The organism is Dickeya aquatica, from assembly GCF_900095885.1.
In the GTDB taxonomy this organism is placed as follows: Bacteria; Pseudomonadota; Gammaproteobacteria; order Enterobacterales; family Enterobacteriaceae; genus Dickeya; species Dickeya aquatica.
In genome coordinates this window covers 2471440-2485006 of record NZ_LT615367.1, presented here as the reverse complement: position 1 = coordinate 2485006, position 13567 = coordinate 2471440, and the positions used below count along the sequence as shown (strand labels likewise).

Annotated in this window: 13 protein-coding genes and 1 riboswitch; of the genes, 6 read left to right on the top strand and 7 right to left on the bottom strand. The window is 50.8% G+C overall.

Translation table 11 applies throughout. The features are described from left to right. Positions 1–40: 40 nt before the first annotated feature. Positions 41–802: a 2-dehydro-3-deoxy-D-gluconate 5-dehydrogenase KduD gene (gene kduD / locus DAQ1742_RS11165; protein ID WP_035341622.1), complete on the bottom strand. Its 762-nt coding sequence runs from the start codon at positions 800–802 to the stop codon at positions 41–43. Positions 803–993: 191 nt separating this feature from the next. Further along, positions 994–1830, bottom strand: a complete 837-nt coding sequence (gene kduI / locus DAQ1742_RS11160) for a 5-dehydro-4-deoxy-D-glucuronate isomerase (protein ID WP_035341624.1) — start codon at positions 1828–1830, stop codon at positions 994–996. Positions 1831–2151: 321 nt separating this feature from the next. On the opposite strand from kduI, the gene DAQ1742_RS11155 reads away from it, so the two are divergent. Further along, positions 2152–2484, top strand: coding sequence for a cupin domain-containing protein (locus DAQ1742_RS11155; protein WP_035341626.1), 333 nt, complete (start codon positions 2152–2154; stop codon positions 2482–2484). A gap of 219 nt (positions 2485–2703) precedes the next feature. Next, the gene (locus DAQ1742_RS11150) at positions 2704–3252 is read left to right on the top strand and encodes a YniB family protein (protein WP_035341628.1); all 549 of its coding nucleotides are present in this window, start codon (positions 2704–2706) and stop codon (positions 3250–3252) included. Positions 3253–3291: 39 nt separating this feature from the next. Here DAQ1742_RS11150 and DAQ1742_RS11145 read toward each other — a convergent pair whose 3' ends face one another. Continuing rightward, on the bottom strand, positions 3292–4149 hold the full coding sequence (locus DAQ1742_RS11145) for a fructosamine kinase family protein (protein ID WP_035341630.1): 858 nt from the start codon (positions 4147–4149) through the stop codon (positions 3292–3294). Between the two features lie 1007 nt (positions 4150–5156). Between DAQ1742_RS11145 and DAQ1742_RS11140 the strand changes: the two genes are divergently transcribed. The 3 genes from DAQ1742_RS11140 (at position 5157) to rlmA (ending at position 6429) form a co-directional block, all read left to right on the top strand. After that, positions 5157–5273 carry a DUF2627 domain-containing protein gene (locus DAQ1742_RS11140; protein ID WP_071604074.1) on the top strand — a complete coding sequence of 39 codons (117 nt, stop codon included), beginning with the start codon at positions 5157–5159 and terminating at the stop codon, positions 5271–5273. A 39-nt stretch (positions 5274–5312) separates the two neighbouring features. Then, the gene (cspE, locus tag DAQ1742_RS11135) at positions 5313–5522 is read left to right on the top strand and encodes a transcription antiterminator/RNA stability regulator CspE (protein WP_012769694.1); all 210 of its coding nucleotides are present in this window, start codon (positions 5313–5315) and stop codon (positions 5520–5522) included. Between the two features lie 94 nt (positions 5523–5616). Further along, positions 5617–6429, top strand: a complete 813-nt coding sequence (gene rlmA / locus DAQ1742_RS11130) for a 23S rRNA (guanine(745)-N(1))-methyltransferase (RefSeq protein WP_035345934.1) — start codon at positions 5617–5619, stop codon at positions 6427–6429. A 31-nt stretch (positions 6430–6460) separates the two neighbouring features. On the opposite strand, the gene mntP is transcribed toward rlmA, so the two are convergent. Then, positions 6461–7033, bottom strand: coding sequence for a manganese efflux pump MntP (gene mntP / locus DAQ1742_RS11125; RefSeq protein ID WP_035341632.1), 573 nt, complete (start codon positions 7031–7033; stop codon positions 6461–6463). Positions 7034–7040: 7 nt separating this feature from the next. Further along, positions 7041–7224: riboswitch (yybP-ykoY riboswitch) on the bottom strand. 940 nt (positions 7225–8164) lie between these two features. Here mntP and DAQ1742_RS11120 point away from each other — a divergent pair. After that, on the top strand, positions 8165–9724 hold the full coding sequence (locus tag DAQ1742_RS11120; protein ID WP_035341634.1) for a TerC family protein: 1560 nt from the start codon (positions 8165–8167) through the stop codon (positions 9722–9724). Between the two features lie 175 nt (positions 9725–9899). Here the strand turns inward: DAQ1742_RS11120 and DAQ1742_RS11115 are convergent, their stop codons facing one another. The 3 genes from DAQ1742_RS11115 to pabB all read right to left on the bottom strand — a co-directional run bounded on the left by DAQ1742_RS11115 (position 9900) and on the right by pabB (position 13554). Next, entirely contained in the window at positions 9900–11261 is a 1362-nt protein-coding gene (locus DAQ1742_RS11115) for an L-serine ammonia-lyase (RefSeq protein WP_035341636.1), read from the bottom strand. A gap of 293 nt (positions 11262–11554) precedes the next feature. Continuing rightward, entirely contained in the window at positions 11555–12163 is a 609-nt protein-coding gene (locus DAQ1742_RS11110) for a CoA pyrophosphatase (protein WP_035341639.1), read from the bottom strand. Between the two features lie 14 nt (positions 12164–12177). Then, on the bottom strand, positions 12178–13554 hold the full coding sequence (gene pabB, locus DAQ1742_RS11105) for an aminodeoxychorismate synthase component 1 (RefSeq protein WP_035341641.1): 1377 nt from the start codon (positions 13552–13554) through the stop codon (positions 12178–12180). Positions 13555–13567: the final 13 nt, after the last annotated feature.

The window sequence follows — 13567 nt, the reverse complement described above, 5'->3', positions numbered from 1 at the left end:
TCGATCACAAAAGTTTTTATAATAAGACTTTTGTAAAAACTTAGCGTGCCAGCCAGCCGCCATCAACGGCAATGGTGTAACCGTTTATATAGTCAGAAGCGCTGGAAGCCAGGAACACGGCCGGGCCCTGCAAATCCTGCGGCAGACCCCAGCGACCCGCCGGGATGCGGTCAAGGATTTCTTTACTGCGATCCTGATCGGCACGCAACTGCTGGGTGTTGTTCGTCGCCATGTAGCCGGGGGCGATGGCGTTAACGTTGATATTGTGCTTCGCCCATTCGTTAGCCAACAGACGAGTGATCCCCATCACTGCGCTCTTCGATGCAGTGTAAGAAGGAACCCGGATACCACCCTGGAAAGAGAGCATGGAGGCGATGTTAATGATTTTGCCGCCGTGACCTTGCTTGATGAACTGACGGGCAACGGTCTGAGACATGAAGAATACGCTCTTGATGTTCAGGTTCATGACATCATCCCAGTTCTTTTCGCTGAACTCGATGGCATCTTCACGACGGATAATACCGGCGTTGTTAACCAGAATATCCACTTTACCGAATTCTGCGACGGCTTTTTCCACCAGTGAAGCATGGACGGAGATATCACTCATGTCAGCGGTCAGGCTGAGGAAGCGGCGACCCAGGGCGGTGACTTTTTCGATGGTTTCTTTTGGCTCGACGATGTTAACGCCGACGATATCACAGCCTGCCTCGGCCAGACCAACCGCCATCCCCTGACCCAGACCGGTATCACAACCGGTGATCAGTGCCACTTTGCCCTGTAAATTGAATGTCTCTAAAATCATAGCTTAATCTCTCTGTAAACGACGTGTTTTGTCGTGAGCTTGTTACTGTAGGGAAATACCGGTTTATACCCGTCACATTTCAAGTTGTCGGTGTGTTGGTCACGTTCTGTCATTTCATTCACTGGGTTTAGTCAGTAACTGAGATGGTTGGCGCGCCGTCTTCCAGCAACCCGGAATTTATCAGGTAGCTGTTAGCGCAGTTCGCTAACTTTGACGTGATCCATGTCTGAAAAAACCTGGTTCTCGCCAACCATACCCCAGATAAAGGTGTAGCATTTTGTGCCTACACCGGAATGAATTGACCAGCTCGGTGAAATCACCGCCTGCTCGTTATGCACCACAATATGGCGGGTTTCCTGTGGTTGCCCCATCATGTGAAACACCGCCGTTTCGGCATCCATGTCAAAATAGAAATACACTTCCATGCGGCGCTCATGAGTATGGCACGGCATGGTATTCCAAAGGTTGCCCGGAGCCAGTTTGGTCAGGCCCATAGAGAGCTGACAGGTAGGCAGAACCTCTGGAACTAAATATTTGTTAATCGTCCGGCGATTACTGGTTGCGTCGTCACCCAGCGTTTGTGGCGATGCCTGCGCGGCAGTGATTTTACGCGTCGGATACGAGGTATGTGCAGGGGCACTATTGTAGTAAAACTTTGCGGGCCGTGTCGGGTCTACGCTGGCAAACTGAACGTCGCGGGCACCTTTACCAATATAGATAGCTTCTTCGTTATCGATTTCATAGTGCTCGCCATCGACGCTCACTACACCTGCACCGCCGATATTGATAGCACCCAGTTCACGACGTTCAAGAAAATAGCTCACGCCCAACTGTTTACCGATATCGTCACCGAGAGTAAGTACCTGGTGAACAGGCATGACACCGCCGACAATGATCCTGTCAATGTGGCTGTAGGTCATGGTGCTGGTGTCCGCATCAAAAACCCGTTCAATCAGAAACTCGCGCCGCAGGCCAGCAGTGTCGAGCTGACGGGCGTGGTCACTGTGAATACTCTGACGGACTTGCATGATTGCTCCTCGCTTTCAGATTAACGTCAGGCGGCAGGCCTGACAGGAAAGCGCCGGGCGGAACAGATTACGTTGCGTGGCAGTGACAATGTCGCCTGAACCTTCTTGCCCGGCTCTTTCATGTTATGGCGCGATAATAGTGTGGTTGAGATGTGAATTCAATAAAAATGAAATAATGTTTTATTTATTTCTTGAGAGGCGTCATGGTTTTGCTTATTTTATGTTTCATCTGTTGCCGATGTTACTAGAATAGCGGCATTTACCCTTTGTGTTACCTTGTTCACATAAAGGTGGCACGCTGAACTATCTTGAGGAGAAAGCATGAGAAGGTACTTTATTGACGATGAGACACCGTGGGAAGAACTGGGCGGTGGCATTAAACGTAAAATCATCACCTGGAGTGATGAGCTGATGATGGTCTGCGTCCATTTCGCTAAAGGCGCTATCGGTACGCCGCACACGCATGATATTCACGATCAAATCGCCTATGTCGCAGCGGGTAGCTTCGAAGTGGTTATCGAAGGCGAAAAACGCATTTTGAAGACCGGTGATGCTTACATGGCCGTGAAAAATGAAATGCACGGTGTGGTGTCGCTGGAAGAGGGCAGTGTCCTAATCGATACCTTCTCACCGAAACGCGCTGACTTTCTGTAAGCCGTGCACAGTACCGGTTGAATAACCGGTACTATTTTTCCTGTGCGTTGTTATTCCATTCACATACTGTGTTTCTATTGCGCCGCTGTGTGCGGATACCCCTTCGGCAGTAAAGAAAACGTTGACTCTGTTAAAACCTGAAGTACCCTGCTAACGGGTTTTATGTGTCCGCCCTTTTTTCTCATAAATCAGGGGGAACGTCACGTACAAGGGGAACTCATGACGTATCAACAGGCTGGCCTTTTTGCCGTAGTCAAACGTATCACGGGATGGGTCGTCTTTCTTCCGGCTTTATTATCCACCATGATTTCGCTGGCCAACTTGGTTCACACCTTTACCGAGAAAAAACAAGGTATTAATGGCGTAATACAGGATTTTCTTCACCTGGTTGTGGAAGTGCTACGGTTCAATACATCATTTCTGGATGTCTTCTGGTACAACTCACCCGTGCCTGATTTTTCCCGGCTGTCTGCCGCTGCCACCATCATGTTCTGGTTTATTTATTTGTTGATGTTTGTCGGGCTGGCGTTGCAGGTTTCCGGTGCCCGTTTATCCCGTCAGGTCAGGCATATTCGGGAAGGGCTTGAAGATCAACTGATTCTGGAAAAAATGAAGGGTGAGGATGGTTACTCGCGTGAAGAACTGGAATCACGGGTTGTGTTGCCCCGACACACCATTGTGCTGCAATTTTTCCCACTCTATATTCTGCCGGTGCTGGTTGCTGTTGTGGGGTATATGGTGCTCAAAGTATTGGGTATTGTAACCTGAATGGGGGCGGTGAAGCCCCGGTTGTTTCAGGTCACGCGATTACACTAACTGATGTTCTATGGCGTGTTGGGCGGCCACCACATGTTTACCGCCAAATAAATTGGCGCGATTAAGCAGAACGTAAATCTGATAAAGTGGCTGGCGCTCAAGGAAATCGCTTTCCAATGGCCAGACGCTTTGATAGCCGTCGTAAATCTGTGCAGGCAGATGAGGATGTAATGGCAACATCGCCAGATCACACTCTCTGTCACCCCAATAACAGGCCGGATCAAGCAAATAGCAGCCCTGTGCGGAGTTAACATAATTATCTGACCACAGATCGCCGTGCAACAGCGAAGGTTGTGGCTGATGGCCGCTCAGGCGTTGCTCTACACATTTGATAAGCGTATCTATATCCCCAAAATGCAGCCCTTTTTCTGCCGCTAACTGTAGTTGCCAGCCGATACGTTGTTCGGCAAAAAAAACCGGCCAGTGACGTTGCCAGGTATTCGGTTGGGGAGTGGTAGAGAGGTCGTTGTCAAAATCAAGGCCGAACTGGGGCTGTTCGCTCCATTGATGCAGATAAGCCAAACGCTGGCCTAACTGCCAGGCATCATGCGTTGTCATCGGTTTGGCGGTGACGTACTCCAGTAATAAAAAACTGGCGTTACGATGGCTACCAACGCCATACAGCCTGGGCACGCGCACCGTTTTACTGCGAGCCAGTAATTCTAGCTGTTCAGCCTCGGCCCGGAATTTATCCAGCCATTCACGGCCATCACATTTGATAAAGACATCATGATGCCCATAACGCAAATACCAGGCGCTATGGACTTCACCACCGGGTAATTCCCGGCGTTCCCGGATGTCCCCTGGGCCGAGATGTTCTTCCAACAGTTGGCTGATGGTCTGCCACATAGCTCACCTCCCGTTGATGTTGTCGAACTATCATTACGTTAGCGATATATGCAGTAAAAAAACGGAACCTGGCGCACAGCGAGAATGCGTTGGCCTGCCGTAAAGCAAAAACGGTCAAAAAATCAGTTAAAGACACCATAACCTGCGTTGGCTGAGTTGTCACGGCGGGAACGCTATCGGGTGCGATATTACGCTGTGTTGACCAATGCAAGTTCACCAGAGTTCTCTTTCTTGCCGCCTTCCTGCCACGCGAATTATTTAGGATATATACGTTTTTGAGATGACGTGATCCAGCTTAATTTCTGCCAGAGGTAAAACGTGACCAAAGTAACGTCAGAATTTTTGCGGCAGAGATATAAAGAAATAGAACGCCGTGACTATAGTGATATATCAAGGTCTGCTCCTGACCGGCAGAGGTCAGGGAAATCGTCACTAATTTTTTCGGTAAAAAAACAGAAATGAAAGTGCAACAAGAGTGACAGGAAATTGTGACTTAATCATTTTTTGCAGAAACAATTCCATCAGGATTATAAAGGCCGCTCAATTATCCTGGTCCTGGCCAGTCATGATGGTATTCATAGATAGTTTCGCCAGGTAATTGATAGCTGCATTACCTTGTTATAGAAGGTTTTTTCTTATCACTAAGACAAAAAATAAAGTTGTGTCACAAATTTAGATATCACAACTTGAAGGATAAGTAAAAATCAGCCTGGCGGCCGTAATATCATTTTGTTATGGCAAGGTGCGGTATGGTATAGCGCTCAGCCAATATCGGGTTATCTTAACTTGCACAATCAAAATAGCATGCACATAATCAATCTATTGGATAAGCGAGCAAGGTCAACCTTTGAGGTGTCTATATATCAAGCAACCGTGGTTGCAGGATATTAATGATACATTAAGGGTTCTAATTTGTGCGACGTATCCATCACTGGCAAAAAATGGCTTGCCAAGAATAAAAGAGTATGTAATAACGCATCTGGGTAAAACGAGGTACAGTTCTGTATATGAATGGCATTTTCAGTAAAGAAGTCTTGAGTACAAACGTTAGCGTTGAATACCACTTCTCTGCCGATCCTTATTTTAGTGCCTCAAACAGTAACGACTCTGGTTTTTCTGTATGACGCCTGTGCGCGGTTTAAACTATTAAAGGAAACTTTGAAATGGCAAAGATTAAAGGTCAGGTTAAGTGGTTCAACGAGTCTAAAGGTTTTGGTTTTATTACTCCGGCTGACGGTAGCAAAGATGTGTTCGTGCACTTCTCTGCAATTCAGGGCAATGGCTTTAAAACACTGGCTGAAGGCCAGAACGTTGAGTTTGAAATTCAGGATGGTCAGAAAGGCCCTTCCGCTGTGAACGTAGTGGCGCTGTAATTTCAGCTCACGCCATAAAACCCGCCTGGTGCGGGTTTTTTGCTTTTCTGAATGTTGTTTCGATTTACTCAAGAGTGTTATGCAAAATTCTTCCGTGCCTTATCAGTGCCCTTTATGCCAGCAGCCCTTACATCATGCGTCAAACCGCTGGTCGTGTGGTCGTCATCATTTCGATTGTGCCCGTGAAGGGTATGTCAACCTGTTACCTGTGCAGTTTAAACGTTCAAAACAGCCTGGAGACAGCGCCGCGATGATGCAGGCGCGTCGGGCATTTCTTGATGAAGGGCACTATCAGCCTCTGCGTGATAGGGTGTCGATATTGATAGCCGATAACCTGCCATCCTCTGCTGCTGCGCTGCTGGATATTGGCTGTGGGGAAGGGTATTACACTGCCGCACTGGCGCAAGCGGTGGCATCACAAGGAGCCTCGGTGTATGGGCTGGATGTTTCCAAAACGGCCATTCAGCGGGCAGCCAAACGCTATGCGCAGGTCAGGTTCTGTGTGGCATCCAGTCAGCGACTTCCGTTTACTGACACGGCGTTGGCGGCAGTATTAAAAATCTATGCGCCCTGTAATCCTGATGAGCTTGCCCGGGTCATTCATCCAGGCGGAGTGCTGGTGACGGTTACCCCAGGGCCGAATCATTTACTGGCGTTAAAGGCCCGCATTTACAAGGATGTCAAACCACATCCTGAAAATGATGAGTCGTTTGCCGGGTTTACCCTTGAGGCTCAAGAGCGTTTGCAATATATGATGCCACTGAATGGCGTTTGTGCTGCAAACCTGCTCCAGATGACGCCATTTGCCTGGCGTGCGACACCTGAAGTGAAAGCGACACTGGGTGCAGAAGCCCATTTTTCGTGTGAAACCGATTTCTTAATTCGGCTGTATCGACGCAACGCATAGGCTGGTGCGGGGGATCCCCGCACCGGTTATATCAGGCAAGGTCCAGCAGGTGTTCGTAGAGAATATTGCAGCCAATACCGATAAGCACTAATCCACCGATTATCTCTGCGCGCTTACCAAGGATGGGGCCGACATATCGGCCAATCATCATGCCAAGGGTGACCATTACCATCGTGGCACACCCGATAGCCATCGCGGTATGCACGATATTGACTTGCAGGAAGGCAAGCCCGACGCCAATTGCCATCGCATCAAGGCTGGTGGCGATAGCCGTGCATACCAGAATGAAAAAGCTGTGACGGGAGATTTTCTCGCCATCACTGCTGCTTTCACTTTTGAAACCTTCCAGAATCATGCGCCCGCCTAAAATCAATAGCAGGCTGAATGCCACCCAGTGATCCCAGGCGAGAATGAAGCGGCTGGCATAAAATCCGAGCGCCCAGCCAATCAACGGTGTCAGTGCTTCCACCAGGCCGAAGATAAGGCCAGTACGTAGCGCTTCACGAAAACGGGGATTGTGCAGAGCGGCACCTTTGCCAATAGAGGCAGCGAAAGCGTCCATGGACATGCCAAAAGCAAGAATAAGCGTAGCAGATAAGTTCATATGTAATAGCCTCGGCTGGGCGGTTCTCCATATCCACGCAACCCACCCCCAACCAGACGGCAGATAGCGTGTCTATGGTCTCGCCTGCTCGTTGGCCGCCCGCACCACGTTCAGAAAAGAACGAGTATGTTGATACGGGCATCCCTGAATTAAACTATTTCAGGAATCGGCTACTCCCCAATGACGGCGCAAAGATACCATATTACTTTGCCGTGAAACAACTATAAATAATATGGAAATTCTTCATGAAATTGAGAATTATTATCATCTTTTAGCGGAAAACTGATTGCCCGAAAATACATCAAGTATTGTGTGGTTAAAATAACAACGTTATTTTTAAGGGGAAGGATAACCGCGGGTACATCGGTTCTTTATTGTTAATTCCCGGATTTTTTATCATGAAATAATATGGTTTTTCATCACCACCAAGCGGTGTTGCCTCAGTAAATAAACGTCTATTCTCATTAATTTTTTTATCAAAAACCGGCTGGTATGCAATGCTTTTTTTAACACGAGAATAAACAATATGTTCAGGGATATATAATGAGATCTTATTTCTTTAAAAAACCATATGTTGGATAACGGATAAGGTTGGATAATACATCATGAATATTCAGCTGATGAGCACCCGCCGGGTGACGAGTGTTTCCGGTATCATACTTTTTTTATATCTCAGACGGACATCAGTGTGCGGAAAATCAGGACACTCGGGCGAGGCTTTGGTTGTAGCCGAGCGTGAAGGCGCAGTGGGCCATTATGGTATACCTCGTTGTGCCTTACGCTGAGGCGTCATGCGGGTGTAGCGTGTGCGACACATTTCGCAGGCTGATAAAATCGTTGTGGAAAATGCTATTAACTCTGTTAAAGTTGTCTTCCCTTTTATTACAGAGGAGTAACGGGCAAACGCCCTTCCCATGGACTGTCACCGACGATTCATTTCTCTTACCCCGGCGTTGCCCGGCGGTGGTTGTGATATAGCAGGCGCTTTACGCCATTCCCTGATCGGTAGTGATATTTCTTTATCACGTATTTCTTTATCACGTATTTTATTATCGCACCCCTCTCTTACACGATTACCGCACAATGCCACGGCATTGATGGCGTTCGCGCGTTCATTTTTCGGAGTCTGACATGGAATTTCTGCTGGATCCCTCAATCTGGGCAGGCTTACTGACGCTGGTAGTGCTTGAGATTGTGCTGGGTATCGACAATCTGGTGTTTATCGCCATTCTGGCGGATAAATTACCCCCTAAGCAGCGCGATAAAGCGCGTGTTATCGGGCTGTCGTTGGCGTTATTGATGCGCCTTGGTCTGTTGTCGCTGATTTCGTGGATGGTGACGTTAACACAACCCCTGTTTCATGTGGGCGAGTTCAGTTTTTCCGGGCGCGACCTTATCTTGCTGGCGGGCGGGATATTCCTGTTATTTAAAGCCACGATGGAATTACATGAACGGCTGGAAAACCGCCCGCATGATGCCAACACGAACCGTGCCCATGCCAGTTTCTGGGCCGTGGTCATCCAGATTGTCATTCTGGATGCGGTGTTCTCGCTGGATGCGGTGATTACTGCGGTCGGTATGGTTAACCACCTCGGGGTGATGATGACGGCCGTCGTTATTGCCATGAGCATGATGCTACTGGCCTCCAAGCCCTTAACGCGCTTTGTGAATGCGCATACCACGGTCGTGGTATTGTGTCTTAGCTTCTTGCTGATGATTGGCCTGAGCCTGGTGGCTGAAGGGTTTGGTTTCCATATCCCGAAAGGCTACCTGTATGCCGCGATTGGCTTCTCGATTCTGATTGAAATGTTCAACCAGATTGCCCGTCATAACTTTATGAAACATCAATCTCACCGGCCAATGCGTGAGCGCACTGCCGAGGCGATTTTGCGCCTGATGGGTGCACGCAACAAAGCCAGCGATGATGACGAGCAGACCCAGCCCAAACAGCCGCCGCAAGAGACGTTTGCCGAAGAGGAACGCTACATGATTAGCGGGGTGCTGACGCTGGCATCGCGCTCGTTGCGCAGTGTGATGACACCGCGAACCGATATTTCCTGGGTAGACAGTGAGCGTTCGGTGCAGGATATTCGCCTGCAATTGCTCGATACGCCGCACAGCCTGTTTCCTGTTTGTCGCGGGTCACTCGATGAGTTGGTTGGGGTGGTGCGCGCCAAGGATTTGCTGGTAGCATTGGATGAGCACATGGATGTTGAGCAGTTTGCTGCCGCTACGCCGCCTATTGTGGTGCCGGAAACACTGGATGTGATTAACCTGCTGCCGGTGTTACGCCGCGCCAAAGGGAGTCTGGTGATGGTGAGCAATGAATTTGGCGTGGTTCAGGGACTGGTTACGCCGCTGGATGTGCTGGAGGCGATTGCCGGTGAGTTTCCTGACGAAGATGAAACGCTGGATATCACTCAGGAAGGTGATGGCTGGCTGGTGCGCGGTGGGACAGATTTACACTCGCTGCAACAGGTTCTCGACATTCATGAACTGGTTGACCCAAAAGAGGATTACACCTCGCTGGCGGGGTTGTTGCTGGCCCACAGTGATGAATTCCCGAAAATTGGCGATCACCTGGTGTTGCATGGTTTAAATTTCCATATTCTTGCCGCATCCGATTACCGTATTGAGCTGGTGCGGATCACCCGCGGGCAAGAGGCGGCGATGCGAATGGCGTCATCATGACGCTTTGCCCCGGTGTACCGGGGCAAAAACGTTTTCGTGACAGGCCACCCGTGAGCGAAAACGCAGGATGAACGCGGTCAATCTGCGGCGTTCATCCTGCGTTTTGTGATTGCGTGATGATGGTCAGGCGCAGGGGCCAGTTGTGGCGTTAGTTGCCGGAGTATTACCTGTTACCTTAGTCGCACTGCACCTTGATAGCCAATCCACCGCGTGACGTTTCCCGGTATTTGGCATTCATGTCTTTACCGGTTTCATACATGGTTTCGATGACTTTATCGAGCGACACTCTGGCCTCCGTCGTGCGGCGAACGGCCATCCGGGTGGCGTTAATCGCTTTCACAGCGGCAATAGCGTTACGTTCAATGCAGGGCACCTGCACCTGACCGGCGACCGGATCACAGGTTAATCCCAGATTGTGCTCCATGCCGATTTCAGCAGCCACGCACACCTGTTCCGGGCTGGCCCCGAGCAGTTCGGCAAGGCCTGCTGCCGCCATCGAACAGGCCACACCCACTTCACCCTGACAGCCGACTTCCGCACCCGAGATAGACGCATTCATTTTGTATAGTGAACCGATAGCGCCAGCAGCCATGAAATAACGCAGATAAATGCCGGGGCCAACGGGTTCGATAAAATGATCATAGTAGGCCAGTACCGCAGGCACAATCCCGCAAGCGCCATTGGTCGGCGCTGTCACGACCCGGCCGCCTGCGGCGTTTTCTTCATTAACCGCCAGGGCAAACATGTTCACCCAATCCACCACGTTCATCGGGTCACTGGATAATTTGTCTGATGAGACCAGCATACGCCGCAGTGCTGCGGCACGGCGTGGAACGCGCAGCGGGCCTGGCAATACCCCTTCGGTGTTCATGCCTCTGTCCATGCAGGTGCGCATGGTTTGCCACACGGCGGCGAAATAGTCTTCTATTTCTTCTCGGCTATGCAGTGCCAGTTCATTGCGCATCATCATGCCCGAAATAGACAGGCCGCTTTGTTTACAATGACTGAGAATCTCTAGTGCCGAGCGATAAGGATGTGGCACGACACATTCGGACGCCTGCGGCTGGCCAAATTGCTCTTGCGTCACAATAAAGCCGCCGCCGATGGAGTAATAGGTCTGGCGGTATAGCGGCACATCGCCTGCAAGGGCTGTCAGCGTCATGCCGTTTTCGTGTAAAGGCAGGTTTTCGGCGCGAAAAACCATACCGCCTTCGCGGGGGAACGCCACCTCGTGGCAGCCCGCCAGCAGCAGGCGCTCATTGAGCTCCACGTCGCGGATAAACGCGGGAATGGCATCAATGTCTACGGTGTCGGGTTGGTTGCCAGCCAAACCAAGAATAATCGCAATATCGGTGTGGTGGCCTTTGCCTGTCAGCGCCAGTGAACCGTAGACGTCTACCTTAATGCGCTCTGTCCGGGTCAATAACCCCTGCTGTTGCAGTTCATCGACAAATTGTTTACCGGCTTTCATCGGTCCGACTGTATGAGAGCTGGAAGGGCCAATACCGATTTTGAACATGTCGAATACGCTTATCACGCTGGATACTCCTTTCAGGGGATGGCCTGTTAGTCTGGGTATAACACTTATTTGAGAGACAGTGGCATATTTATACGATTTATCGTTCGCCATCCGCTGATGTTCGCCACACGGTAATTGATGTGTAGGAGCGGGTTATCTGGCTTGCTTCTGGAATAAAATGCCATTCCAGAATAAAAATCTCTTTCCGTGCTATTGTATTGGATAATGTGCTGCCATATTCGGCTTTTCACATGAAATAAAGTTATGCTTTACCAAAGAATAACTTATGGCAGAGCCTGTGAGTTGGGTGGCTAGGCCACCTGTAATGCCAACTGCCGGATAATGGCCGCCGTCAGCCCCCAGACAAACTGTTGCTGATACCAGGAGAGATAAACGCGGTGGGTGCGCTGATGACGTTTAATATCCAGCGCATGGTAGCGCTGCAATGTAAACGCCTCGCGCAACGGCATTTCAAACAGTTCTGCCACTTCATCCGCATTCGGGTGAAAACGCACGGTGTCTGGCAGCAGGCCAACAACCGGTGTCACCCGATAACCGCTGGTGCTGTCAAACGCAGGCAGCGTGCCGAGAATGTCTACGGCATCAGGGGGAATGGCCACTTCCTCGTGTGCTTCACGCAGCGCGGTGGCAATGAGCGAGGCATCTTGTGGGTCAGCCGCTCCGCCGGGGAAGGCCACCTGGCCTGCGTGTTTGCGAAGTCTGGTGGAGCGACGGGTCAGCAGCAGGCAAGGGTCAGCCCGACGGATGACCGGCACCAATACCGCTGCTTCACGGACATGCTGTGTGGCGGGCAAAAACGGTGCCGCTTGTAGCTGAAAGCGAGTGATAAAGGCATCAAGATTATATTCACTGGCTTGATAAGCCGGGGTAAACGCGGGTAATCGTCGGGCATCAGACATGGTGATATTCCTGCTTATCGCGTTGTTGATACCGTTAATAACGGCAGGATGCGGCCAAGCTTGTCGAATGTTTCCTGATATTCTGCCTGTTCCTTGCTGTCGGCCACAATTCCGCCGCCGGCCCAGCAGGAAAGCACACCGTTGGCCGCGATCAGCGTGCGGATTGTAATATTGGTGTCCATCGTGCCGCACAGGCTGATGTAGCCAATGCTGCCGCAATAGGCATTACGACGGTGAGGCTCCAGTTCTTCAATAATCGTCATTGCGCGTACTTTGGGGGCTCCGGTAATTGAGCCGCCGGGGAAACAGGCACGCAGTAAATCGGTGGCGTGCAACGACGTTGGTAAGCGAGCCTCGATGGTACTCACCAAGTGATGCACGGCAGGGAACGGCTCGACGACAAACAGCTCAGGCACCCGCACGCTACCCGGTTCGGCAACACGGCCAATATCATTACGCAACAAATCGACAATCATCAGGTTTTCCGCCCGGTCTTTGGCGGACGTGGCCAGCCGGGCGGCCTGGCGTGCATCCTCCTCGGCCTGCGGCAGGCGTGGCAGCGTGCCTTTAATGGGGCGGGTTTGAATGTGGTGGTCATGCAGCCACAGAAAACGTTCCGGTGAAACGCTAAGTATCGCCCCCTGCGGCAGGCGTAAAAAGGCGGAAAACGGCGCACGATTGCTGGTTGAAAGGCGCAAAAACGCCTGCCATTCATCACCCTGATAGGGGGCCTGAAAACGCTGGGTGAGGTTTATCTGATAGCAGTCACCGGCGCGCAGATAATGCTGGATGCGGCGAAATTTCTCGCCATACTGCTCACGGCTCATGTTGGCCTGCCAGTCGCCGGTCAACTGAAAGGTTTGGCTGGGGCGCTTGGGCTGAGCATTTAACCATGCCAGCCGAGCCTGAACATCGCCGTGGGCCACCAGCGTCAGGCACTGGCGTTGATGATCGGCAATCAATGCCCAGTCATACAGGCCGACGGCCATATCTGGCTGGTCAATATCCCGCAAGGCAAGGTTTGGCAGTTGCTCTACCCGGCGACCCAAATCGTAACCAAACAGCCCCAGTGCGCCGCCCTGAAACGGATAATCAGGGTGAGGGTCAGCATGCAGGTTCAGTGCATCCATTTGCTGGTGTAGCAAGAAAAAGGGATCGTCAGATGACGTCGCTAATACGCGGCCGTTGCTGTCGGTCACCGTGGTGGTTTCTGCCACCGTTTGTAGCGTTACACGGGGTTGTGCGACCAGAATATCAAAGCGGTTATGAGGGTGTTCGGCAAAACCGGAGTGCAACAACATTGCCCAGGGCTGGTGCGACAGTGAGCCAAAAAGGTGTAACAGCGCATCGGGCTGATAGGGCAGAGCATGATAGACTAGCGATGTTGGCATAGCGGTATGAATA